At 43.5% G+C, this 20154-nt stretch carries 37 protein-coding genes; all 37 read left to right on the top strand.

Going from position 1 to position 20154, the window contains the following annotated elements:
- Positions 1 to 140 (top strand): EF-Tu C-terminal domain-related protein (locus ACJHVI_RS08015; protein ID WP_483184005.1); only part of this gene is annotated, 140 nt, incomplete at its 5' end.
- Positions 141 to 145: 5 nt separating this feature from the next.
- Entirely contained in the window at positions 146 to 460 is a 315-nt protein-coding gene (gene rpsJ / locus ACJHVI_RS08010) for a 30S ribosomal protein S10 (protein ID WP_483184224.1), read from the top strand.
- Between the two features lie 81 nt (positions 461 to 541).
- On the top strand, positions 542 to 1180 hold the full coding sequence (gene rplC, locus ACJHVI_RS08005; protein ID WP_483184223.1) for a 50S ribosomal protein L3: 639 nt from the start codon (positions 542 to 544) through the stop codon (positions 1178 to 1180).
- A gap of 8 nt (positions 1181 to 1188) precedes the next feature.
- Complete coding sequence (rplD, locus tag ACJHVI_RS08000) at positions 1189 to 1797, top strand: 50S ribosomal protein L4 (RefSeq protein ID WP_483184222.1); 609 nt, start codon at positions 1189 to 1191, stop codon at positions 1795 to 1797.
- Positions 1794 to 2093 (top strand): 50S ribosomal protein L23, encoded by a 300-nt coding sequence (gene rplW / locus ACJHVI_RS07995; RefSeq protein ID WP_483184221.1) that lies wholly within the window; start codon positions 1794 to 1796, stop codon positions 2091 to 2093. The genes rplD and rplW overlap by 4 nt, the downstream gene beginning before the upstream one ends.
- A 10-nt stretch (positions 2094 to 2103) precedes the next feature.
- Positions 2104 to 2934 (top strand): 50S ribosomal protein L2, encoded by an 831-nt coding sequence (gene rplB, locus ACJHVI_RS07990; protein WP_483184220.1) that lies wholly within the window; start codon positions 2104 to 2106, stop codon positions 2932 to 2934.
- Between the two features lie 3 nt (positions 2935 to 2937).
- Positions 2938 to 3210, top strand: coding sequence for a 30S ribosomal protein S19 (rpsS, locus tag ACJHVI_RS07985; RefSeq protein ID WP_483184219.1), 273 nt, complete (start codon positions 2938 to 2940; stop codon positions 3208 to 3210).
- Between the two features lie 9 nt (positions 3211 to 3219).
- Positions 3220 to 3552: a 50S ribosomal protein L22 gene (rplV, locus tag ACJHVI_RS07980; protein ID WP_115218139.1), complete on the top strand. Its 333-nt coding sequence runs from the start codon at positions 3220 to 3222 to the stop codon at positions 3550 to 3552.
- Positions 3553 to 3566: 14 nt separating this feature from the next.
- Entirely contained in the window at positions 3567 to 4298 is a 732-nt protein-coding gene (gene rpsC / locus ACJHVI_RS07975; protein WP_115218140.1) for a 30S ribosomal protein S3, read from the top strand.
- Positions 4299 to 4300: 2 nt separating this feature from the next.
- On the top strand, positions 4301 to 4714 hold the full coding sequence (gene rplP, locus ACJHVI_RS07970) for a 50S ribosomal protein L16 (protein WP_115218141.1): 414 nt from the start codon (positions 4301 to 4303) through the stop codon (positions 4712 to 4714).
- Complete coding sequence (gene rpmC, locus ACJHVI_RS07965; RefSeq protein WP_483184218.1) at positions 4714 to 4908, top strand: 50S ribosomal protein L29; 195 nt, start codon at positions 4714 to 4716, stop codon at positions 4906 to 4908. The genes rplP and rpmC overlap by 1 nt, the downstream gene beginning before the upstream one ends.
- A 3-nt stretch (positions 4909 to 4911) precedes the next feature.
- Positions 4912 to 5175, top strand: a complete 264-nt coding sequence (gene rpsQ, locus ACJHVI_RS07960; protein ID WP_115218143.1) for a 30S ribosomal protein S17 — start codon at positions 4912 to 4914, stop codon at positions 5173 to 5175.
- A 9-nt stretch (positions 5176 to 5184) separates the two neighbouring features.
- Positions 5185 to 5553: a 50S ribosomal protein L14 gene (gene rplN, locus ACJHVI_RS07955; protein WP_115218144.1), complete on the top strand. Its 369-nt coding sequence runs from the start codon at positions 5185 to 5187 to the stop codon at positions 5551 to 5553.
- Positions 5554 to 5562: 9 nt separating this feature from the next.
- Positions 5563 to 5877 (top strand): 50S ribosomal protein L24, encoded by a 315-nt coding sequence (gene rplX, locus ACJHVI_RS07950; RefSeq protein WP_483184217.1) that lies wholly within the window; start codon positions 5563 to 5565, stop codon positions 5875 to 5877.
- A 7-nt stretch (positions 5878 to 5884) separates the two neighbouring features.
- Positions 5885 to 6424 (top strand): 50S ribosomal protein L5, encoded by a 540-nt coding sequence (gene rplE, locus ACJHVI_RS07945; protein ID WP_483184216.1) that lies wholly within the window; start codon positions 5885 to 5887, stop codon positions 6422 to 6424.
- A 6-nt stretch (positions 6425 to 6430) separates the two neighbouring features.
- Complete coding sequence (gene rpsN / locus ACJHVI_RS07940) at positions 6431 to 6739, top strand: 30S ribosomal protein S14 (RefSeq protein WP_115218147.1); 309 nt, start codon at positions 6431 to 6433, stop codon at positions 6737 to 6739.
- Between the two features lie 60 nt (positions 6740 to 6799).
- The gene (gene rpsH, locus ACJHVI_RS07935; RefSeq protein WP_483184215.1) at positions 6800 to 7189 is read left to right on the top strand and encodes a 30S ribosomal protein S8; all 390 of its coding nucleotides are present in this window, start codon (positions 6800 to 6802) and stop codon (positions 7187 to 7189) included.
- 13 nt (positions 7190 to 7202) lie between these two features.
- Positions 7203 to 7736, top strand: a complete 534-nt coding sequence (gene rplF, locus ACJHVI_RS07930) for a 50S ribosomal protein L6 (protein WP_483184214.1) — start codon at positions 7203 to 7205, stop codon at positions 7734 to 7736.
- A 12-nt stretch (positions 7737 to 7748) separates the two neighbouring features.
- Positions 7749 to 8105 (top strand): 50S ribosomal protein L18, encoded by a 357-nt coding sequence (rplR, locus tag ACJHVI_RS07925; RefSeq protein ID WP_115218150.1) that lies wholly within the window; start codon positions 7749 to 7751, stop codon positions 8103 to 8105.
- Between the two features lie 9 nt (positions 8106 to 8114).
- Positions 8115 to 8630: a 30S ribosomal protein S5 gene (gene rpsE / locus ACJHVI_RS07920; protein WP_483184213.1), complete on the top strand. Its 516-nt coding sequence runs from the start codon at positions 8115 to 8117 to the stop codon at positions 8628 to 8630.
- Complete coding sequence (gene rpmD / locus ACJHVI_RS07915; protein ID WP_483184212.1) at positions 8620 to 8802, top strand: 50S ribosomal protein L30; 183 nt, start codon at positions 8620 to 8622, stop codon at positions 8800 to 8802. Before rpsE ends, rpmD begins: the two co-directional genes overlap by 11 nt.
- A gap of 2 nt (positions 8803 to 8804) precedes the next feature.
- Positions 8805 to 9239, top strand: coding sequence for a 50S ribosomal protein L15 (gene rplO / locus ACJHVI_RS07910; RefSeq protein WP_483184211.1), 435 nt, complete (start codon positions 8805 to 8807; stop codon positions 9237 to 9239).
- Between the two features lie 9 nt (positions 9240 to 9248).
- Positions 9249 to 10580 (top strand): preprotein translocase subunit SecY, encoded by a 1332-nt coding sequence (secY, locus tag ACJHVI_RS07905; protein ID WP_483184210.1) that lies wholly within the window; start codon positions 9249 to 9251, stop codon positions 10578 to 10580.
- Between the two features lie 17 nt (positions 10581 to 10597).
- Positions 10598 to 10711: a 50S ribosomal protein L36 gene (rpmJ, locus tag ACJHVI_RS07900; RefSeq protein WP_483184209.1), complete on the top strand. Its 114-nt coding sequence runs from the start codon at positions 10598 to 10600 to the stop codon at positions 10709 to 10711.
- Between the two features lie 63 nt (positions 10712 to 10774).
- Entirely contained in the window at positions 10775 to 11131 is a 357-nt protein-coding gene (gene rpsM, locus ACJHVI_RS07895; protein WP_115218156.1) for a 30S ribosomal protein S13, read from the top strand.
- Between the two features lie 16 nt (positions 11132 to 11147).
- Complete coding sequence (rpsK, locus tag ACJHVI_RS07890) at positions 11148 to 11546, top strand: 30S ribosomal protein S11 (protein ID WP_115218157.1); 399 nt, start codon at positions 11148 to 11150, stop codon at positions 11544 to 11546.
- A gap of 17 nt (positions 11547 to 11563) precedes the next feature.
- Positions 11564 to 12187, top strand: coding sequence for a 30S ribosomal protein S4 (gene rpsD / locus ACJHVI_RS07885; protein WP_483184208.1), 624 nt, complete (start codon positions 11564 to 11566; stop codon positions 12185 to 12187).
- 27 nt (positions 12188 to 12214) lie between these two features.
- Positions 12215 to 13180: a DNA-directed RNA polymerase subunit alpha gene (locus ACJHVI_RS07880; RefSeq protein WP_483184207.1), complete on the top strand. Its 966-nt coding sequence runs from the start codon at positions 12215 to 12217 to the stop codon at positions 13178 to 13180.
- Positions 13181 to 13208: 28 nt separating this feature from the next.
- Positions 13209 to 13589 carry a 50S ribosomal protein L17 gene (gene rplQ / locus ACJHVI_RS07875; protein ID WP_483184206.1) on the top strand — a complete coding sequence of 127 codons (381 nt, stop codon included), beginning with the start codon at positions 13209 to 13211 and terminating at the stop codon, positions 13587 to 13589.
- Positions 13590 to 13623: 34 nt separating this feature from the next.
- Positions 13624 to 14652 (top strand): ferrochelatase, encoded by a 1029-nt coding sequence (gene hemH / locus ACJHVI_RS07870; protein WP_483184205.1) that lies wholly within the window; start codon positions 13624 to 13626, stop codon positions 14650 to 14652.
- 1 nt (position 14653) lies between these two features.
- Positions 14654 to 15523, top strand: coding sequence for an SDR family NAD(P)-dependent oxidoreductase (locus tag ACJHVI_RS07865; RefSeq protein ID WP_115218162.1), 870 nt, complete (start codon positions 14654 to 14656; stop codon positions 15521 to 15523).
- Positions 15524 to 15594: 71 nt separating this feature from the next.
- Positions 15595 to 16386: a GTP cyclohydrolase FolE2 gene (folE2, locus tag ACJHVI_RS07860; RefSeq protein WP_483184204.1), complete on the top strand. Its 792-nt coding sequence runs from the start codon at positions 15595 to 15597 to the stop codon at positions 16384 to 16386.
- On the top strand, positions 16383 to 17072 hold the full coding sequence (gene trmB / locus ACJHVI_RS07855) for a tRNA (guanosine(46)-N7)-methyltransferase TrmB (protein WP_483184203.1): 690 nt from the start codon (positions 16383 to 16385) through the stop codon (positions 17070 to 17072). The genes folE2 and trmB overlap by 4 nt, the downstream gene beginning before the upstream one ends.
- A complete protein-coding gene (locus ACJHVI_RS07850; protein ID WP_483184202.1) occupies positions 17063 to 17575 on the top strand; it encodes a tetratricopeptide repeat protein in 513 nt (170 codons plus the stop codon). The genes trmB and ACJHVI_RS07850 overlap by 10 nt, the downstream gene beginning before the upstream one ends.
- Positions 17575 to 18045: a 23S rRNA (pseudouridine(1915)-N(3))-methyltransferase RlmH gene (rlmH, locus tag ACJHVI_RS07845; RefSeq protein WP_483184201.1), complete on the top strand. Its 471-nt coding sequence runs from the start codon at positions 17575 to 17577 to the stop codon at positions 18043 to 18045. Before ACJHVI_RS07850 ends, rlmH begins: the two co-directional genes overlap by 1 nt.
- 12 nt (positions 18046 to 18057) lie before the next feature.
- Positions 18058 to 18993 carry a glycosyltransferase family 9 protein gene (locus ACJHVI_RS07840; RefSeq protein ID WP_483184200.1) on the top strand — a complete coding sequence of 312 codons (936 nt, stop codon included), beginning with the start codon at positions 18058 to 18060 and terminating at the stop codon, positions 18991 to 18993.
- Between the two features lie 68 nt (positions 18994 to 19061).
- Entirely contained in the window at positions 19062 to 20006 is a 945-nt protein-coding gene (locus tag ACJHVI_RS07835) for a zinc ABC transporter substrate-binding protein (protein ID WP_483184199.1), read from the top strand.
- Positions 20007 to 20154 lie beyond the last annotated feature (148 nt).

Raw genomic sequence — 20154 nt, 5'->3', positions numbered from 1 at the left:
AAATGGTCATGCCTGGAGATAACGTAAAAATCGAAGTTCAACTGATTCATCCGATTGCGATGGACGAAGGTTTGCGTTTTGCGATTCGCGAAGGTGGACGTACAGTTGGTGCCGGTGTTGTAGCGAAAATTATTGAGTAATGACAATGGCTAGTACACAAAAAATTCGTATTCGATTAAAGTCCTATGACCATCGCTTGATAGATTCTTCTGCCAAGCAGATTGTAGAAACGGCTAAACGCGCTGGGGCGCAGGTAAAAGGTCCTGTGCCCTTGCCGGTAAAAAAAGAAATCTATACCGTATTGATTTCTCCGCATCTTAATAAAGATGCTAGAGATCAATATGAGTTGCGCACTCATAAACGGATTATGGATATTATTGACCCTACAGATAAAACTGTAGATGCGTTGATGAAGCTTGATTTGGCTGCAGGTGTTGACGTTAAGATTGAATTGCAGTAAAATCGCGCACCTTTCGTTAGTTTGAAGGCGAAGAGGGTTACCCGCCCTCCTCTCGCCTTTTTCATTTACTGAGGATTATTTATGACAATGGGTTTAGTGGGTCAAAAAATAGGAATGACCCGAATATTTGATTCGGATGGTTCTGCTAGTGCAGTAACCGTTATCGAAGTTCAGCCTAATGTGATTTCCCAAATTAAAACATTGGAGAATGACGGTTATGTGGCTGTGCAGGTATCTATTGGTGAGCGTAAAGCAAATAGGGCTAATAAAGCATTAGCTGGACATTTTGCAAAAGCAAATGTTGCCGTTGGTTTGCTTACCAAAGAGTTTAGATTGAGCGAAGAAGAAGTTGCGGCATATACTCTTGGCGCAACAGTTGAGCTCTCTTTGTTTGCTGAAGGGCAAAAAGTTGATGTGCGCGCTCGTAGTATTGGTAAAGGTTTTGCCGGTACGATTAAGCGTCATAATTTTAGAGGACAGCGTAATTCGCATGGTAACTCTCTTTCACATCGCGTTCCAGGCTCCATCGGGCAGAACCAAACACCAGGACGTGTATTTAAAGGTAAAAAAATGTCAGGGCATATGGGGAATGTGATGCGCAGCGTTCAGAATCTTGAAATTGCACGTATTGATGCAGAACGTAATTTGATTCTGATTAAAGGCGCCGTTCCTGGTAGTAAAGGTGCTTATGTCACTATTCGCCCATCAGTGAAAGGATAGGAGATAGTATGGAATTGCAATTTAAAAATGGTTCTGGAACTGTTTCTGTGGCGGATAAGATTTTTGCCGCAGATTTTAATGAAGCCTTAGTGCATCAAGTTGTAACTTCTTTCTTAGCTGGTTCTCGTTCTGGTTCGAAAGCGCAAAAGACGCGTTCCGAAGTATCTGGCGGGGGCGCAAAGCCTTGGAAGCAAAAAGGTACAGGTCGTGCACGTGCGGGTTCTATTCGCTCTCCAATTTGGCGTAAAGGCGGCGTTACCTTCGCTGCTAAACCACGAGATTTTGAGAAGAAAGTTAATCGAAAAATGTATCGTGCTGCAATCTGTTCAATATTGTCGGAATTGCATCGCCAAGAGCGTTTGAGTGTAGTTGATGCATTTGTTTTAAATGAAACTAAAACAAAAGAATTCCTTGCTAAATTGAATGCAATGAATGTTGGGCAAGATGTTTTATTAATATTGGCTAATGTTGAACCGTCTGTGTATCTTAGTGCCCGCAATATAGCAAAAATAACCGTTATAGATGTTAAGGCTATAGATCCTGCATTGTTATTGCGTCATGAGCATGTTGTTGTTGATAAAGCTTCGCTGGAAGCAATGAATGAGTGGTTGTCATGAAACAAGAAAGATTGTTGCAAATTATTCAGGCGGCGCATGTAACCGAAAAAACTTCTGGCTTGGCGGCTGTTAATCAACTCGTATTTAAAGTGGAAAAGACAGCTACTAAGGAAGAAATTCGTGCGGCTGTAGAATCTTTACTTGAAGTCAAAGTGATTGCTGTAAATACAGTTGTTATAAAAGGTAAGGCAAAGCGCTTCCGATCTCGTATGGGAAGTCGAAAAGATTTTAAAAAGGCTTATGTGAGTCTTGATAAATCTGTCGACATGGAAGCATTGTTATCGGAGCAAGGTTAAGGGGTAACTAATGGCTATTATTAAACATAAACCTACTTCTGCTGGTCGGCGCTTTGTCGTAAATGTTACTCGTCCAGAGTTGCATAAAGGACAGCCTTTTGCTGCCTTGGTTGAAAAACAAACTCGTGGCAGTGGGCGCAATAATGCCGGTCGCATTACGACTCGTCACCGTGGTGGCGGTCATGCACAAAAATATCGTATTATTGATTTTAAACGTCAAAAAGATGGGATTGATGCGGTTGTTGAGCGTCTAGAATACGATCCAAATCGTACCGCACATATTGCTTTGCTTAAATATGCTGATGGAGAGCGTCGCTATATTATTGCTGCGCGTGGCATGAAAGCAGGTGATCAGTTACGTAGCGGTGATGATGCGGCGATTAAAACAGGAAATTGTTTGCCGTTGCGCAATATTCCGGTTGGTTCAGTGGTTTTTTGTGTAGAGATGAAACCGGGAAAAGGCGCTCAATTAGCGCGTAGTGCCGGAGCTTCTGCTCAATTGGTTGCTCGTGAAGGTAAATATGTAACTTTACGCTTGAAATCAGGTGAACGTCGCAAAGTTTTGGCTGATTGCAGAGCTGTTTTAGGCGAAGCAAGCAATCATGAACATAGCCTGCGTTCATTAGGTAAAGCTGGTGCCAAGCGTTGGCGTGGTATTCGTCCGACTGTTCGTGGTGTCGTTATGAACCCGGTTGACCATCCTCATGGTGGTGGTGAAGGGCGTACTTCAGGTGGTCGTCATCCTGTGAGTCCATGGGGTCAGCCAACTAAAGGTAAGAAAACACGCACCAATAAGCGTACTGATAAGTTGATCGTCCAACGTCGTAAGAAGAGAGGCTAAAATATGGCACGTTCATTGAAAAAAGGCTTCTTCATTGACCTGCATTTGGCAAAAAAAGTTGATGAGGCGGTTGCTAATAAAAGTAAAAAACCGATTAAAACTTGGTCTCGTCGTTCGATGATTACCCCAGAAATGATTGGTTTGACTCTTGCTATTCATAATGGAAAACAACATGTTCCTGTGTTAGTGAGTGAAGATATGATTGGTCACAAGCTTGGTGAGTTTGCACCTACTCGTAACTATCGTGGTCATGCAGCAGATAAAAAAGGCAAATAGGAGTAAAAAATGCAATCTACAGCAAAATTACGCGCTGCCCGAATTTCTGCTCAAAAAGCACGCTTAGTGGCGGATCAAATACGTGGCAAACATGTTGAAGAAGCAGTGGAAATATTGACTTTTAGCAATAAAAAAGCAGCTGCAATTATTTTGAAATTGTTGAATTCAGCTATTGCTAATGCAGAAAATAATGAAGGCGCAGATATTGACGAATTACATGTCGCTGAAATACAAGTGGGTGAAGGAATGAGTATGAAACGCTTCACTGCTCGTGCTAAAGGACGTGGAAATCGCATCACTAAACGCACAAGTAATATTTTTATTCGCGTTCAAGAGCGCTAAGAAAGGAAAATTTTATGGGTCAAAAAGTACATCCAATCGGTTTTCGCTTAGGCGTCTCAAAAGACTGGGTATCAAAATGGTATGCAGAGGGACGTGATTATGCGGATTATTTAGAAAAAGATTTTGAAGTTCGTGAATATATTCGTAAAAAATTAGCCCAGGCTTCTGTGAGTAAAATTCAGATTGAACGTCCTCGCAACGGCGCTCAAATCACAATTTTTACTGCTCGTCCCGGTATCGTCATCGGTAAAAAAGGTGAAGATATTGAGATTTTAAAGAAAGAAGTCAGTAAAATTTTAGGCGTTCCGGCTTCAATTAACATTGAAGAAATTCGTCGTCCTGAATTAGATGCTTATTTAGTAGCTGAAGGTATTGCTCAGCAATTAGAGCGTCGGGTTATGTTCCGCCGTGCTATGAAACGAGCGGTCGCTTCTACTATGCGTTTAGGTGCTTCGGGTATTAAAGTTGCTATTTCCGGACGTTTAAATGGTGCTGAAATTGCACGTACCGAATGGTATCGCGAAGGACGTGTGCCGCTTCATACGCTTCGTGCTGATATCGACTATGGTTTGGCGGAAGCGAATACAACATATGGCGTTATTGGCGTGAAGGTGTGGATTTTCAAAGGGGAAAATCTTAATGGTGTAGATGCGGCAGAAGTTGCTCCTCGTGAAAATGCAGATGACAAACGCAATCGTCGCCCAGCTAAACAGCGTGCTCGCCGTAATAAAGAGAAAGGTGAATAACAATGTTACAACCAAAACGTACTAAATTCAGAAAACAGCAGAAAGGTCGTAACCGTGGTACGGCTCAGTCTGGTAATTCAGTAAGCTTCGGTGAGTTTGGGTTAAAAGCAACAACCCGAGGACGTATTACAGCACGCCAAATCGAGGCGGCGCGTCGTGCAATTAATCGCCATGTGAAACGTGGTGGTCGCATGTGGATTCGAATTTTTCCTGATGTTCCTGTAACAAATAAACCATTAGAGGTTCGTCAAGGTAAAGGTAAAGGTAATGTGGAATATTGGGTTGCTAAAGTTCAGCCTGGTACCGTGCTTTATGAATTAGAAGGCGTAAGCGAGGAACTTGCTCGTGAGGCTTTTCGTTTGGCAGCGGCAAAATTGCCTGTTTTGACAGTATTTGAAACGCGCAAGGTGATGTAATGAGCTTAGAAGATCTAAAATCAAAAGATGTAGATGGGCTGCGTGCAGAATTAATTGAATTGCGTCAAGCTCAGTTAAAATTGAGATTGCAAAAAGGTAGTGGGCAATTGGAGCAAACACATCAAATTCGCCAAGTGCGTCGTGATATTGCTCGTGTTAAAACACTGTTGGCGCAACAGAATATCAAGGTGTAAGTGATGAGTGAACAACAATCTATTCAGCGCACTCTTCAGGGGCAGGTTGTAAGCAATAAAGGCGATAAGTCTATTACTGTGAGTGTCGTTCGTTATGAACGCCATCCGGTTTATGGAAAATATATTAAGCGCACATTGAAATGCCATGCTCATGATGAAAATAATGAATGCAATATTGGCGATACTGTTCGTATAGTGCAAAGTCGCCCAATCTCTAAAACCAAAACTTGGAGATTGGTTGAGATTATCGAAAGAGCAAAAGGTTAAGGAGTTATCATGATTCAGATGCAATCTCGCCTCTCTGTTGCTGATAACAGTGGTGCTAAAGAGTTACAATGTATTAAAGTATTGGGCGGTTCTCACCGCCGCTATGCAGGTATTGGAGATATTATTAAAGTTTCTGTGAAAGAAGCAATGCCTCGTGGTCGTGTGAAAAAAGGCGATGTATACAATGCTTTGATCGTACGTACACGTAAGGGTGTACGTCGCCGTGATGGTTCTTTATTACGTTTTGATGGCAATGCCGCTGTGTTGCTTAATAACAAATTAGAGCCAATTGGTACGCGTGTTTTCGGACCTATCGCACGTGAATTACGTAGCGAAAAGTTTATGAAAATAGTTTCTCTTGCCCCTGAAGTGTTATAAGGAGTCAACATGAAACGTATACAGACTGGTGATGAAGTTATTGTGATTGCCGGCAAAGCAGAAAATAAAGGTAAGCGTGGTAAGGTCTTATCGGTGCATGGCGATCGTGTGATAGTTGATGGTGTTAATCAGGTCTCTAAACATGTGAAGCCTAATCTGCAATTGGGCATTGAGGGGGGGGTTGTGAAGAAAAATGCCTCTATTCATGTTTCAAATGTGATGCTGTTTAATCCTGAAACGGGAAAAGGCGATCGTGTTGGATTTAAAATTGAAGATGGAGTAAAATTCCGCGTTTTTAAATCTAATGGTGCGAAGGTAAGCTGAGGAAAATATGGCTCGTTTACAAAAATTATATAAAGAAGAGCTAGCGCCGGCTTTGTTAAAAGAGCTGGGGTTAGCTAATGTGATGGAAGTTCCTCGTTTGGAGAAAATTACCATCAATATGGGTGTTGGCGAAGCGGTTAATGACAAAAAAATTATGGACAATGCTGTGCGTGATCTGGGATTAATTGCTGGACAAAAGCCATTAATTACAAAATCTAAAAAATCAATTGCTGGTTTTAAAATTCGTGACGGATGGTCGATAGGTTGTAAGGTTACGCTTCGCCGAGAGCAGATGTATGAATTTTTAGATCGTTTAATTAATGTTTCTTTACCGCGCACTCGAGATTTCCGCGGCTTAAGCGCAAAATCTTTTGATGGACGTGGAAATTATACCTTTGGTGTTAAAGAGCATATCATTTTCCCAGAAATTGATTTTGAAAAAACAGATGCAATGCGTGGAATGGATATTACTTTTACCACTTCGGCAAAAACAGATGAACAAGCTAAAGCTTTATTAGCAGCTTTTGGCTTTCCATTTAAAGGATAAAGGCTTATGGCTAAACAAAGTATGATAAACCGCGAGGCTAAACGCATTAAAACGGTTCAAAAATACGCTGCAAAAAGAGCTGAATTAAAAGAGATTATTCGTAAGGTTGATACTTATTCAGAAGAAGAGCGTCTTCTTGCTCAAGAAAAATTGCAAAAGCAGCCACGTAATGCATCAGCTTCACGTTTGCAACGTCGTTGCCGTATTACAGGCCGTCCGCATGCGGTTTACCGTAAATTTGGTTTATCTCGTATAAAATTACGGGAATTGGCAATGCGTGGCGAAGTGCCGGGCGTTAAAAAAGCGAGCTGGTAATTCTACCAGCTTTATCTAAGTTCCAAGATCGTATCGATCTGATACTGAAAGAGGTTAAATATGTTAATGGATCCAATTGCGGATATGCTAACGCGTATTCGTAATGCTCAACGCATAGGACGATCAATCGTAGCTATGCCTTCTTCTAAGCAAAAAGTCGCCATTGCAAAAGTTTTGCAATCAGAGGGTTATATTCAATCATTTGAAGTCTCTAATGATGCAAAACCAGAGTTGACGGTGCATTTGAAATATTATCAAGGAAAACCTGTTATTGAGTTGATTAAGAGAATTAGCCGTCCGGGTTTGCGTATTTTTAAAGGTAAAAATGAGCTTCCTCGCGTTCAAGGCGGATTAGGGATTGCTATTATTTCTACCTCCAAAGGTATGATGAGCGATCACCAAGCGCGAAAAGATGGTCTTGGTGGCGAAGTCATCTGCTTTGTAGCATAAATTTGGAGGTAATATGTCACGAGTAGGAAAACAGCCTGTTGCTTTGCCAAAAGGCGTTGATATTAGCATTAATAATCAAGAAGTAACTGTAAAAGGAAGTAAAGGTCAATTAACTTTGAATCTTCATCCTTATACTAAAATTGCGCAAGAAGGTGAGCAATTAACCTTTAGCCCAATCAAAGAATCCGCAGATGCTTGGGCAATGACAGGTACTATGCGCGCATTAGTCAATAATATGGTGATTGGTGTTAGCCAAGGTTTTGAAAAAAAATTACAATTGATCGGTGTTGGTTACCGCGCACAGGTTCAAGGTCAAAAATTGAATCTTTCTCTAGGTTTTTCTCATCCTGTTGAATTTAATGCGCCTCAAGGTATTACTATTGAAACTCCAAGCCAAACAGAAATATTGGTAAAAGGCAGTGACAAACAATTAGTAGGTGAGGTTGCGGCGAAAATTCGTGCTTACCGTCCGCCAGAGCCTTATAAAGGCAAAGGTGTTCGTTATGCGAATGAGTATGTGGCAATTAAAGAAGCTAAGAAAAAATAACGGGGTGAAATTATGAATCAAAAGAAAATAAATCGAATCCGTCGTGGAAAACGTACCCGTTTGAATATTCGTGCTTCAGGTAAGGCAAGTTTGATTGTAAATAAAACGCCTCGTCATATGTATGCGCAAATTATAAACGGTCAAGATGGGCGCGTTTTGGCAACTGTTTCTACTTTACAATCTTCTGTTGCTGAAGGTTTAAAATATACCGGAAATATTGAAGCAGCTGCTAAAGTAGGCAGGTTGATTGGTGAGAAAGCAAAATCTCTTGGAATTGAGACGATTGCTTTTGATCGCAGCGGTTTTCGCTATCATGGTCGTGTGAAGGCTTTAGCTGAAGCTGCGCGAGAAACTGGATTGGAATTTTAAGAGGTTACTATGGCTCAACAAAAAGAACGTCAACAAGACAATGAATTTTTGGAAAAGCTGGTTGCTGTTAACCGAGTGACCAAAGTAGTTAAAGGCGGGCGCCAATTTGCGTTTGCAGCTTTGGTTGTCGTGGGAGATGGTAATGGGCGTGTTGGTTTTGGTTATGGAAAAGCTAAAGAAGTACCTATTGCTGTTCAGAAAGCTATGGATCAAGCCAAAAAATCATTAGTGAAAATTTCTCTGCATAAAGATACTTTGCAACATGCTGTTGTTGGGACACATGGTGCTGCTCGTGTATTTATGCAGCCTGCTTCTGAAGGTACGGGGATTATTGCCGGTGGTGCAATGCGTGCCGTATTCGAGGTGCTAGGTGTTAAAGACGTATTGGCGAAATGTATGGGAACTCGCAATCCGGGCAATGTTATCCGTGCGACCATTAATGGCTTGCAATCTATGAATACAGCTGCCGATGTTGCTGCTAAACGAAGTAAGTCTATTGAAGAGGTATTAGCAAATGTCCAATAAATTGCGAGTAACGTTGATTAAAAGCCTTAATGGTCGTTTAGAATCTCATAAGCAATGCGTTGCCGGGTTGGGATTGCGTAAAATCCATCAATCACGTGAAGTGATTAATACGCCCGAGAACCGGGGAATGATTAATAAAGTGTCTTACCTGCTAAAAGTAGAGGAAGTCTAATAATGCGTTTAAATTCTCTAAAGCCTGCTGAAGGCTCTAAGCATTCTGCCAAAAGACTTGGTCGAGGTATTGGTTCAGGTTTAGGTAAAACAAGTGGTAAAGGTCATAAAGGGCAAAAAGCTCGTTCAGGCGGTTATCATAAAGTAGGTTTCGAAGGCGGACAAATGCCTTTGCAACGTCGTTTGCCTAAGCGTGGTTTTAATAGTTTAAATCGTAATTTAACTGCTCGAGTTCGTTTGTCGGAACTGAATAAAATTGATTCGGAAATTATTGATTTATCAGCTCTCAAAGCTGCTGGTGTTGTTCCTGTTCAAGCACAGAATGTGAAAATTTATCTTCATGGCAAATTGGATAAAGCTGTGACAATTAAGGGATTAACATTGAGTGAAGGCGCTAGTAATGCAGTTTCTGCTGCTGGCGGAAAAGTAGAAGAGTAAAGGTAATTTATGGCAAAGCCCGTTGCTAATCCTTATAAGGAATTAACCTCAAGATTTATTTTTTTGGTGGTTGCATTAATCATTTATCGAGTTGGTGCGCACATTCCTGTGCCAGGTGTAAATTTGGCGATGATTAGAGATATGTTTGATAGTGGTAATGGTTCACTATTTCAGCTATTCAATATGTTTTCTGGCGGCGCTTTGTCTAATGCTTCTCTTTTGGCATTAGGTGTTGCGCCATATATTACCGCATCTATCGTAATGCAGCTTTTATCGCACATGTATCCTCCTCTGAAGGAGTTACGTCAGCAAGGAAGTACCGGGCAAAAGAAAATTACTCAATATACGCGATTCTTTGCATTGTTTTTAGGTTTGATTCAAGGTTTTGCTATATCTCGAGCAGTTTTAGCGCAGGGAATGGTGCTGCCTACAGTGCCTGCGGCTCAATTTCTTCTTGTAGCGACGATCGGTCTTGCTGCCGGCGCATTGTTTATGATGTGGTTAGGAGAGCAAATTACCGAACGCGGAATTGGTAATGGTATATCTATGCTGATTTTTGCAGGTATTGCCGTCAATATGCCAAGCGGAATTTATAATCTGTTTAACCAAGCTAAAGTTGGTGAAATTGGTTATGGAAAGTTTTTTCTAATCTTGCTTGTTATTGTCGCTCTCTTTGCTTTAATCGTTTTTGTAGAACGCGCGCAGCGGCGTATTGCGATCCATTATGCGCGACAACAGCATGGTGCTTCTCGTGGGATGACAGATCGTCAGCATTTGCCATTAAAAATTAATATGGCAGGCGTCATACCTGCAATTTTCGCCTCGGCGATTATTACGCTTTTGGTGTCTGCCCTCTCCTTGTTCTCCGGAATGAATAGTGCCCTTGGGCGTTATATGAGTGATTTAGGTAATGGTTTAAATCCCGGCGGTTGGTTGTATATTGCTGCTTTTGCATTGTTAATTATTTTATTTGCTTTCTTCTATACATCTATGATGTTTGAAAATAGAGAGTTGGCGGATAACTTGAAGCGCTCCAACGCTTTTATCCAAGGCTTTAGACCGGGTAAGCAAACTGCTGATTATTTGGATATAGTGCAGGAGCGTCTAACTTTGGTAGGGGCGCTATATGTGGCATTTGTCTGTATTTTACCTTCGTTAATGAATATTGGTTCTACTTCAGGGCAAATTTTGTTCTTATTTGGCGGGACTTCATTATTAATTGCTGTTGTGGTTGCTATGGATTTTATGTCACAAGTTCAGTCTCATATTATGTCAAAACAATATGAATCTTTGATGAAAAAAGCCAATCTTTCCGGATTTGGCGGACAATATCATCGTTAAAACTCGATGGAGTAAAAATGAAAGTAAGTGCTTCAGTTAAAAAAATGTGCCGTAACTGTCGGGTAATCCGTCGTAACGGTAGTATTCGTGTAATTTGCACTGACAAGCGTCATAAGCAACGTCAAGGCTAAATTATTTTGACTTCGTGGTGCGAGATCATTATAATTTCGCACCTTTCTTTTTAAGGAGTAAATATGGCACGTATTGCCGGTATCAATGTACCTACCCAAAAACATACGGTAATTGCATTGACTTCAATTTACGGTATTGGACCTACTCGTGCAAAGGCAATTTGCAAAGAGACAGGTGTTCAGCCGGATAAGAAAATTCGTGATTTGACTGATGCAGAAATTGATGCATTACGTCAAGCTGTTGGACAATATACAGTTGAAGGCGATCTTCGCCGTCAAGTGTCTATGGATATTAAACGTCTGATGGATTTGGGTTGTTTTAGAGGTTTGCGTCATCGTCGTAGTCTGCCGGTTCGTGGGCAACGTACGAAAACAAATGCACGTACTCGTAAAGGACCTCGTCGTCCAATTAAACGTTAATTAAGAGAGATGATTTATGGCTAAAGCTGCTGGTAAACAGAAAAATGTAAGAAAAAAGGCAAAGCGTGTTGTTGTGGACGCCGTTGCGCACGTCCATGCTTCTTTTAATAACACAATCGTGACCATCACAGATGGCCAAGGTAACACGCTTTCTTGGGCAACTGCCGGTGGTTCAGGTTTCCGTGGTTCTCGTAAAAGTACTCCTTTCGCAGCGCAAGTTGCAGCAGAACGCGCTGGTGAAGTGGCGAAAGAATATGGAGTGCAAAACCTTGATGTGAATATCAAAGGTCCGGGTCCAGGACGTGAATCGGCTGTGCGTGCGTTGAATGCAAGCGGGTTTAATATTCATAGTATTACGGATGTTACGCCTATTCCGCACAATGGCTGTCGTCCGCCTAAAAAACGTCGCGTATAAATATTTTGGAGTAATTTATGGCTAGATATATTGGTCCTAAGTGTCGATTAGCGCGTCGTGAGGGCGTTGATCTTGAATTGAAATCTGGCATTATCCCGCTGGAGAAAAAAACCCGTAAAATGGCTTCTGCACCCGGTCAGCATGGTGCTCGCAGAGGTCGCTTATCTGATTACGGTAGTCAGTTGCGTGAAAAACAAAAGTTAAAGCGTATTTATGGCGTGTTAGAACGTCAATTCCGTAATTACTTTAAAAAAGCGGCTCAGCAAAAAGGTTCAACAGGTGAAAATCTGTTACAAATTTTGGAGAAGCGTTTAGATAATGTGGTTTACCGTATGGGATTCGGCGCTACTCGTGCAGAAGCTCGTCAATTGGTTTCTCATGGTGCTATTGAAGTTAATGGAAAGCGTGTCACTATCGCTTCTTATCAAGTTCAAGCAGAAGATGTGATTTCAGTGCGTGAAAAATCGCGTAATCAAGTACGCGTTAAGAGCGCTTTAGAACTGGCTTCTCAACGCGGCTTTGTTGATTGGATTGAAGTTGATGTGTCTAAAATGACAGGTCAATTCAAGCGTATTCCAGAGCGTATTGATCTATCGGCTGATATTAATGAGTCGTTGGTTGTTGAGCTTTATTCTAAATAGTCTTGGTTTTATTAAAAAGGTGTTGGTATGGCTTTATCTGAATTATTGACTCCTCGTATTGTTCAAATTAAAGAAATCGGCCCAAACACCTCTCGCGTTACGCTTGAGCCTTTGGAACGCGGATTTGGTTACACTTTAGGAACGGCTCTGCGCCGAGTGTTGCTTTCTTCTATTGAAGGTGCAGCAATTACAGAGTGTGATATTGAAGGTGTTTTACATGAATATTCGGCAATTGAAGGGGTTAAGGAAGACGTTATTGATGTCTTGCTGAATCTTAAGGGCGTGGCTTTGATTATGCCTGATTTAGAACGTGCTGAAATGAAGTTGAGCGTAAGCAAGGTCGGTGTTGTCACTGCTGGTGATTTTCGTGCGCCGGCAGGGGTGAAAATTGCAAATCCTGATTATGTTATTGCGCACTTAACCCAAGACAAACCTTTTTCTATGACGGTTGTTGTTGAAAAAGGACGTGGTTATCGCGTGGTTTCACAGGAAACTGAGGATGCTGAATCAGTGAGAGCAAATGTTCTACGCCTTGATGCTTCATTTAGTCCTGTGCGCCGCATTGCTTATCGCGTTGAACAGGCTCGGGTTGAACAACGTACTAATCTTGATAAATTGATTATCGATATTGAGTCAAACGGCACAATTGAGCCTGAGCAAGCGATACGTGAAGCGGCAACGATTTTACATAATCAAATTAAGGTTTTTGTTAAGCTTGAATCGACAGAAGTAATCGAAGAAGAAGAAGAGGAAGAAATTCATATTGATCCTGTTCTTTTAAGTCCTGTTGATGATTTGGAATTGACTGTCCGTTCTGCCAATTGCTTAAAAGCGGAAAACATCAACAGTATTGGTGATTTAGTGCGTCGTACGGAAGTTGAATTGCTGAAGACACCGAATTTAGGTAAAAAATCTCTCAATGAAATCAAAGAGGTTTTAGCTGCTCGCGGTTTAGAGCTTGGTATGGATATTGAAAATTGGCCGCAGAATTAATGTCGGCTTTCAGAATTTGGAGTGAATTATGAGACATAAATTAGCTGGTCGTAAATTGAACCGCACTAGCGCGCATCGTGAAGCGATGTTTAAAAATATGAGCGTATCTTTGATTCAGCATGAGTTGATTAAAACAACTTTGCCTAAAGCAAAAGATTTACGCCGTGTATTAGAGCCTATCATTACTCATGCAAAAAATAATGATACAGTTGCAGCACGCCGTTTGGCTTTTGCCCGTCTGCGTGATCGTGATGCGGTACAAAAATTATTTGCTGAATTAGCGCCACGCTATAAAGAGCGTCCAGGTGGTTATATTCGCATTTTGAAATGCGGTTTCCGTCCAGGTGACCAGGCGCCAATGGCTTACGTAGAATTGGTTGACCGTCTGGTTGAAGATACTCAGGCCTAATGCAAAATGCTCTGCTTCGGCAGAGCTTTTTTATATGAAAGTAGATCATCCTTCAATTTCTCCTAAACCAGCTGTTTTATTGGTAAATTTAGGATCGCCTGATGCGCCGACGGCAAAGGCACTGCGCCCTTATCTTGCCGAATTTTTATCTGATCCGCGTGTGATTGATTTACCGCGTTGGCAATGGCTGTTTATTTTGCATGCTTTTATTTTGCCGAAGCGTCCGAAGCAATCTGCAGCTTTGTATGCCAAAGTATGGACGGATAAAGGCGCACCTCTTATAGAGATTACTAAAGCGCAAACAGATGCTTTGCGTGATTTGCTTTATCAGCATCATGCTCGCCAAGATATTATTGTGGATTATGCAATGCGCTATGGTAATCCTTCAATAGAAAGCAAATTGCGTACTTTGCAAACTCAAGGCGTTAATCAGTTGCTGATTGTGCCGATGTATCCGCAATATTGCGATGCGACAACGGCGACAGTCATTGATGCGGTAGCGGATGCTTTCAAGAAAATGCGTTATATGCCGGAATGGCGTTTTGTGCATCATTGGCATGATGAGGCGGCTTATATCGAAGCATTAGCGCAGACTGTAAGGGAATATTTGCAGACAAACGAGATGCCTGAAAAAGTTCTTTTTTCTTTTCACGGCGTACCCGAGCGTTATTTGCATGAGGGCGATCCCTATCATTGTTTTTGTCAGAAAACGGCGCGTTTAGTCGCTGAAAAATTGTCTTTGGAAGCCTCTCAATTTATGGTGGTATTTCAATCACAATTCGGTAAAGAAGTGTGGTTGCAGCCCTATGCGGATAGAACCATTGAACAATTAGCTAAAGAAGGCGTCAAAAGTTTGGCGGTAATGTGTCCCGGGTTTACGGCAGATTGTCTTGAAACCTTGGAAGAAATGGCAGAAGGGAATCGCGAGCTGTTTTTACACCACGGCGGCGAGCGTTATGACTACATTCCTGCCTTAAATGTCCGTGCGGATCATATCGCCTTATTGCATGATTTGGTTTTGCGTCATACCCAAGATTGGCCGGCTTTTGCTCATGGAAAATAATATGCAGCGCTCGATTTTAATTACAGGTTGTTCCAGCGGCATTGGGCGTAAAGCGGCGGAAATGTTACATGAACGCGGCTGGTTGGTAATTGCTACAGCGCGAGATGCCGGCGATGTCGAGCAATTGCGTGCACAAGGTTTGCATGCGGTGCAATTGGATTTGGCTTCTCCTGATTCGATTGCGATGGCATTAGATTGGACTTTAAAACTCACTCAAGGTCGCCTTGACGCCCTATTTAATAACGGTGCTTTTGCCATCCCTGCGGCAGTAGAAGATTTATCGCGCAGCGCTTTGGCTTATCAATTGGACAATTGCCTTCTCGGTTGGCATGAGCTGACGGTTTCGGTTTTGCCGATTATGCGTCGCCAAGGTTTTGGGCGTATCGTTAACAATAGCTCTGTATTAGGAATTGCGGCAATGCGCTTTCGCGGTGCCTATGTAGCGACCAAATTTGCCATTGAAGGCTTGAGCGATGTTTTACGTCTTGAGCTAAAAGGCAGCGGCATTCATGTAAGCTTAATTGAACCGGGACCGATTAGTTCCTCTTTTCGCAGCAATTCTTTCCTGCAATTCCAGCGTTGGATTGATGCGGCGCAAAGTTTGCATAAACTGGCTTATCTGAAAATGATTCAGCGCTTGGAAAGCGATAAGCCGGCACCTTTTACGTTAGGTCCTGAAGCAGTGGTGGCGGCCTTGATTCATGCGATTGAATCCGATAAGCCTAAGGCGCGTTACTATGTGACTAAACTGACATGGTTGATGGCTTTGGCAAAACGTTTCTTACCCACTTCTTTGCTTGACTATTTTGTACTGAAAGTCAGTAACAAAGAAAATGATCACTATGCGAAAGCAAAAAGCGAACAAGAATAACATTTGCTTAATGGCTTGCAGGAAGCAAGCCTGCACCGCATAATACCCCGATTTTTTAGCGAGAACTCTAAATGACAGAAATGATTCCTGATGTGCAAGGCTCGGCGGATCGCCGTCAATTGCCGATTACGCGCGTTGGCATTCGTGATATCCGTATGCCGATTATTTTTAGCAATGCCGAAGGCAAGCAGCAACACAGCGTCGCTACGGCGGAAATGACCGTACTGCTGCCGCATGATAAAAAAGGCACGCATATGTCGCGCTTTATTCAGTTGCTGAACGAAACCTCGCAATATAGCGTGGCGGATTTTTTGCAACTGCACGGGCAAATGTTGCAACGTTTGATGGCGGATGAAGGTACTTTTGCGCTGACTTTCCCCTATTTTGTGGAAAAATCCGCACCGGTCAGCGGTAGCAAAAGCATGATGGATTATGAAGTAAGCCTATTGGCGGACGGTAATGTCGGCAATAGCGAATTATATGTGGAAGTTACTGTGCCGGTAACCAGCCTTTGCCCTTGCTCGAAAGAAATTTCCGATTACGGTGCGCATAATCAGCGTTCGCATATCATCATTACCGCGCTTTACGACCCTGAACGTCCTTTTTCCATTGAGGAATTGATTGAAATGGGCGAAAAAGGCGGCTCTTGTCCGATTTGGGCGACTTTGAAGCGGCCTGATGAAAAATGGGTGACTGAACATGCCTACGAAAATCCGAAATTTGTCGAAGACATTGTGCGCGATGTGGCATTGATGTTGAATGAAGACGAACGGATTCAATCCTATAGCGTGTCTTCAGAGAATTTTGAGTCGATTCATAATCACTCAGCCTATGCCATCATTGAACACGATAAGCGTTTATGAGCATCCGTAGCTTCGTTCTGCGTCAAGGGCGGATGACCAGTGGACAAGAACGCGCGTTTGAAACCCTATGGCCGCGTTACGGCATTGACATCGCCGATGATGCGGGCGTCATAGAGATTACTCATCTATTTGAGCCAATTAGAAAAGATATTGTTTTAGAAATCGGATTCGGCAATGGCGAATCGCTATTGAGCATGGTGGAAGCTGCGCCGGAACTTGGATTTATAGGCATTGAAGTACACGGTCCCGGCGTTGGACACATCATGATGGGCGCAGAGGCGCGGGGCGTAGATAATTTGCGCATTATCCGAGCGGATGCCGTTAAAATCTTGCAAAGCCATATTGCCAATAACAGCCTGATGCGCGTGCAAATCTATTTCCCCGATCCTTGGCCGAAATTGCGCCATCACAAACGCCGCATCATTCAGCAGCCTTTTACCGATTTGCTGCATAAAAAATTGCGTGCAGGCGGAGAATTGCATTTGGCAACCGATTGGGAGCATTATGCTTTTTGGATGCGCGACATTTTGCGTGAGGATAAGAAATGGCATAATTTAGGCGATGGAGAAGGTTTTGCGCCCCGTCCCGAATGGCGGCCGGAAACCAAATTCGAACGGCGCGGTATCGGCAAAGGACACGGAGTTTGGGATTTACGTTATCAAAAACAGGAGACATTATGCAATTAAGAACTCATCTGCTTGCACTCTTATTGGCAGGCTTTACCTGCATGAGCGCACAAGCGCAAAATGCACAGGTGGAATTGCAGGCGGCGGCTCAAGCGCATCAGCAGGGCGATGCCGTGAAAGCCTTTAATCATCTGAACAAAGCCGCGCAGACAGGCGATCCGGTTGCCGCCTATAATTTATCCGTTGCTTACGGCAACGGCGACGGTACGGCGGTCAATCAGCAAGCCGCCTTGCAATGGTTGCAGCAATCCGCGCAAGCAGGTTATCCGCCTGCGCAGTATGATTTGGCTATGTATTATTTATCTACTGGACAAGCGCAGCAAGCCGCACCATGGATGCAAGCTTTGGCGGACAGCGGCGATGCCGCCGCCCAATTTAATTACGGCATTATGCTGATGCGCGGCGACGGCGTTGCCTCTAATGCAAAAAACGGCAAAGCCTATATCCAAAAAGCCGCTGCGCAAGGATTTCCGCCTGCCCAGCAATATTTGCAGCAGCAATAATGCTCATCACGCTTATCGCTGTCGGTCATAAAATGCCTGCTTGGGTGGAAGCAGGCTATCAGGATTATGCCGAACGCCTTAAAGGCGGTGTCAGTCTGCAACTCAAAGAAATTCCTCTGCAAAAACGCAGCGATAAAAACCAAATAGCCTCCGCAAGGCAAAAAGAAGACGAGCAAATTTTGCAAATTCTTGCGCAGGCGGATTACATCGTCACATTAGACATCCCGGGCAAAGTCCATAGCAGCGAAGCGCTTGCCGAACGTTTGCAGTTATGGCAGCAGCAAGCGCGGCATTTGGCGCTTGTGATTGGCGGGCCGGAAGGATTGAGCGAAGCGGTAAAAGCCAAAGCCAATGAAAGTTGGTCATTAGGCAAACTGACGCTGCCGCACCCTTTGGTGCGCATTATTGTGGCGGAAGCCCTGTACCGTGCATGGTCTATCAATCAAAACCATCCTTATCATCGCGCCTAATTTGGAGGTTGTATGTCGCTGATTATCCGTTTGCCGAATTGGTTGGGCGATGTGGTTATGGCTTTGCCTGTTGCGGCGGCGATACTGCAAAAATATCCACACAGCGTATTCAGCGGACAAGCGGCATTTGCCCCTTTATTGTCCGCTTTGGGTTTTCAGCAAGAATATCGCGCGTTGCCGCCGAAAAATTGGCGTTATTATCCGCATTTTTGGCAGCAACGCGGACAATTCAGTCAAGCGGTTTTATTTGCCAATTCGCAGCGCAGCGATGCGGAAGCATGGCTGCAAGGCATTCCAAAACGTTACGGCATTGCATGGCAAAGGCGTCCGCGCCGCCTACTGACGCATCGCTATTGTATTCGCCATCCCGAGCAGGACGGAGAGCGGCATCAAAGCCAATTATGGACAGATTTTACCGCCCATTTTGCTTTGCAAGACGGCGTTTCTTTTGCGCCTTTATTGCCAAATGCCGACCGCGCATGGCATATTGTGCTGATTTGCGGCTCGGAAAACAGTCCTGAAAAACGCTGGGAAGTCAGCAAATGGCGGGCTTTTATCCAACAATTGCGCCGCCACAGCGATGCGGAAATCCTGCTGTGCGGCACGGCCAAAGATAAGGAAATTTGCCAAGCGATTATGCAAGATTTAGCGCTTGAACAGGTACGCAATCTGGCAGGAACGACTGACATGTCAGAGTTTTTTAATTTGCTCCGCCGAGCGCAATGCGTGATTGGCAACGATACCGGCGGTTTGCATCTTGCCAATGCCGCGGGCACACCGACCGTCGGTTTATATGGCCCGACCAATCCGCAACGCACGCGCCCCATTTTCGACGCGCCTTTAGCGGTAGTCCAGCCCAAAGATTGCCCTGCCAGTGGCGGCGGCAAAATGACGGATATTGCTGTTGAAGACGTCTTAAATGCTTGGCAGGCATTCAATGCCATATGATAAATTCGCTTTATCTTTTTTCACAATTGTTATAGCATTACATTTATTCAAAACCTATGGAGAATGTCATGCTTAAAAAACTCTTAATCGGCTCAATTGCTCTTTCTCTCGGCTTTGTCGCGCAGGCAGAAGTGCCGAATGTAGTAACCACCATCAAGCCTTTGCATAGTTTGGTCGCGCAAATCATGGACGGGGTCGGCGAGCCGAAATTATTGATTAAAGAAGGTTCGCCGCATGGCTATGCGCTTAAGCCTTCGGATGTGAAAGCAATGAATGACGCGCAATTATTAGTTTGGGTCAGCGATGATTTGGAAACGTTCATGGCAGGCAGCGCGGCAAAAATCAAAGGCGCAAAAACCCTGATTTGGGATAAATCCGCCGGCGTGAAATTATTAAAAACCCGCAGCGGCGGTTTATGGGAAGAAGCGCATCACCATCATGGCGATGAAGATTCCGGCTTCAGCCATATGGACGGCGGACATGATCATCATCACGGCGAATACAATTCCCATTTATGGCTGGGAACGGAAAATGCCGCGCCTTTGTTAAAAGCGGTTGCTGCCGATTTGAGTATTTTGGATAAAGACAATGCGGACAAATACGAGCAAAATCTGCAAACCGCTTTGAAAAATCTGCAAACTCTGCATCAAGAAGTCGCGCAATCTTTGGAAGGTGTAGCGCGTAAGCCTTACATGACTTTCCATGATGCCTATCCTTATTTTGAGGAAGAATTTGCCCTGAATCCTGTCGGCGTAGTACGTGCGGATCCGGAGCATGAGCCGGGTGCAAAACGTATCGGCGAATTACGTGCTGTTTTGCAGGAAAATAAAGTTGCCTGTATTTTCAACGAACCGCAATTTTCTTCCAAACTCACCGATAAATTGATTGAAGGTACACAGGTAAAAGTAGGAGTCTTAGACCCTGTCGGCGCAGATTTGGCGACCGGTCCTGCCATGTTCGGCGAATTGCAGAAAAATCTGGCAAAAGGTTTGAAAGATTGTTTTGCGGAATAATTGCCGTTTAAGCAAAAAACATAACCGCCACTGTTGAAAGTGGCGGTTTTTTATTGTCTCATTTTAATCTGAAGAAGCTATAGTCAAGAAAATCAAAAAGAGTTACAGTTTAAACACATCTCGCCGTACTCTCTGCGCTACCTGTTAT

This window comes from Suttonella sp., assembly GCF_056855035.1.
Note: the sequence above shows the minus strand (reverse complement) of the source record. Positions and strands in the feature narration are given on the sequence as shown.

Excerpts from the sequence above, each read along its gene's own strand:
- rpsJ (WP_483184224.1), top strand. The coding sequence starts at position 146 with ATGGCTAGTACACAAAAAATTCGTATTCGATTAAAGTCCTATGACCAT.
- rplC (WP_483184223.1), top strand. The coding sequence starts at position 542 with ATGACAATGGGTTTAGTGGGTCAAAAAATAGGAATGACCCGAATATTT.
- rplD (WP_483184222.1), top strand. The coding sequence starts at position 1,189 with ATGGAATTGCAATTTAAAAATGGTTCTGGAACTGTTTCTGTGGCGGAT.
- rplW (WP_483184221.1), top strand. The coding sequence starts at position 1,794 with ATGAAACAAGAAAGATTGTTGCAAATTATTCAGGCGGCGCATGTAACC.
- rplB (WP_483184220.1), top strand. The coding sequence starts at position 2,104 with ATGGCTATTATTAAACATAAACCTACTTCTGCTGGTCGGCGCTTTGTC.
- rpsS (WP_483184219.1), top strand. The coding sequence starts at position 2,938 with ATGGCACGTTCATTGAAAAAAGGCTTCTTCATTGACCTGCATTTGGCA.
- rplV (WP_115218139.1), top strand. The coding sequence starts at position 3,220 with ATGCAATCTACAGCAAAATTACGCGCTGCCCGAATTTCTGCTCAAAAA.
- rpsC (WP_115218140.1), top strand. The coding sequence starts at position 3,567 with ATGGGTCAAAAAGTACATCCAATCGGTTTTCGCTTAGGCGTCTCAAAA.
- rplP (WP_115218141.1), top strand. The coding sequence starts at position 4,301 with ATGTTACAACCAAAACGTACTAAATTCAGAAAACAGCAGAAAGGTCGT.
- rpmC (WP_483184218.1), top strand. The coding sequence starts at position 4,714 with ATGAGCTTAGAAGATCTAAAATCAAAAGATGTAGATGGGCTGCGTGCA.
- rpsQ (WP_115218143.1), top strand. The coding sequence starts at position 4,912 with ATGAGTGAACAACAATCTATTCAGCGCACTCTTCAGGGGCAGGTTGTA.
- rplN (WP_115218144.1), top strand. The coding sequence starts at position 5,185 with ATGATTCAGATGCAATCTCGCCTCTCTGTTGCTGATAACAGTGGTGCT.
- rplX (WP_483184217.1), top strand. The coding sequence starts at position 5,563 with ATGAAACGTATACAGACTGGTGATGAAGTTATTGTGATTGCCGGCAAA.
- rplE (WP_483184216.1), top strand. The coding sequence starts at position 5,885 with ATGGCTCGTTTACAAAAATTATATAAAGAAGAGCTAGCGCCGGCTTTG.
- rpsN (WP_115218147.1), top strand. The coding sequence starts at position 6,431 with ATGGCTAAACAAAGTATGATAAACCGCGAGGCTAAACGCATTAAAACG.
- rpsH (WP_483184215.1), top strand. The coding sequence starts at position 6,800 with ATGTTAATGGATCCAATTGCGGATATGCTAACGCGTATTCGTAATGCT.
- rplF (WP_483184214.1), top strand. The coding sequence starts at position 7,203 with ATGTCACGAGTAGGAAAACAGCCTGTTGCTTTGCCAAAAGGCGTTGAT.
- rplR (WP_115218150.1), top strand. The coding sequence starts at position 7,749 with ATGAATCAAAAGAAAATAAATCGAATCCGTCGTGGAAAACGTACCCGT.
- rpsE (WP_483184213.1), top strand. The coding sequence starts at position 8,115 with ATGGCTCAACAAAAAGAACGTCAACAAGACAATGAATTTTTGGAAAAG.
- rpmD (WP_483184212.1), top strand. The coding sequence starts at position 8,620 with ATGTCCAATAAATTGCGAGTAACGTTGATTAAAAGCCTTAATGGTCGT.
- rplO (WP_483184211.1), top strand. The coding sequence starts at position 8,805 with ATGCGTTTAAATTCTCTAAAGCCTGCTGAAGGCTCTAAGCATTCTGCC.
- secY (WP_483184210.1), top strand. The coding sequence starts at position 9,249 with ATGGCAAAGCCCGTTGCTAATCCTTATAAGGAATTAACCTCAAGATTT.
- rpmJ (WP_483184209.1), top strand. The coding sequence starts at position 10,598 with ATGAAAGTAAGTGCTTCAGTTAAAAAAATGTGCCGTAACTGTCGGGTA.
- rpsM (WP_115218156.1), top strand. The coding sequence starts at position 10,775 with ATGGCACGTATTGCCGGTATCAATGTACCTACCCAAAAACATACGGTA.
- rpsK (WP_115218157.1), top strand. The coding sequence starts at position 11,148 with ATGGCTAAAGCTGCTGGTAAACAGAAAAATGTAAGAAAAAAGGCAAAG.
- rpsD (WP_483184208.1), top strand. The coding sequence starts at position 11,564 with ATGGCTAGATATATTGGTCCTAAGTGTCGATTAGCGCGTCGTGAGGGC.
- ACJHVI_RS07880 (WP_483184207.1), top strand. The coding sequence starts at position 12,215 with ATGGCTTTATCTGAATTATTGACTCCTCGTATTGTTCAAATTAAAGAA.
- rplQ (WP_483184206.1), top strand. The coding sequence starts at position 13,209 with ATGAGACATAAATTAGCTGGTCGTAAATTGAACCGCACTAGCGCGCAT.
- hemH (WP_483184205.1), top strand. The coding sequence starts at position 13,624 with ATGAAAGTAGATCATCCTTCAATTTCTCCTAAACCAGCTGTTTTATTG.
- ACJHVI_RS07865 (WP_115218162.1), top strand. The coding sequence starts at position 14,654 with ATGCAGCGCTCGATTTTAATTACAGGTTGTTCCAGCGGCATTGGGCGT.
- folE2 (WP_483184204.1), top strand. The coding sequence starts at position 15,595 with ATGACAGAAATGATTCCTGATGTGCAAGGCTCGGCGGATCGCCGTCAA.
- trmB (WP_483184203.1), top strand. The coding sequence starts at position 16,383 with ATGAGCATCCGTAGCTTCGTTCTGCGTCAAGGGCGGATGACCAGTGGA.
- ACJHVI_RS07850 (WP_483184202.1), top strand. The coding sequence starts at position 17,063 with ATGCAATTAAGAACTCATCTGCTTGCACTCTTATTGGCAGGCTTTACC.
- rlmH (WP_483184201.1), top strand. The coding sequence starts at position 17,575 with ATGCTCATCACGCTTATCGCTGTCGGTCATAAAATGCCTGCTTGGGTG.
- ACJHVI_RS07840 (WP_483184200.1), top strand. The coding sequence starts at position 18,058 with ATGTCGCTGATTATCCGTTTGCCGAATTGGTTGGGCGATGTGGTTATG.
- ACJHVI_RS07835 (WP_483184199.1), top strand. The coding sequence starts at position 19,062 with ATGCTTAAAAAACTCTTAATCGGCTCAATTGCTCTTTCTCTCGGCTTT.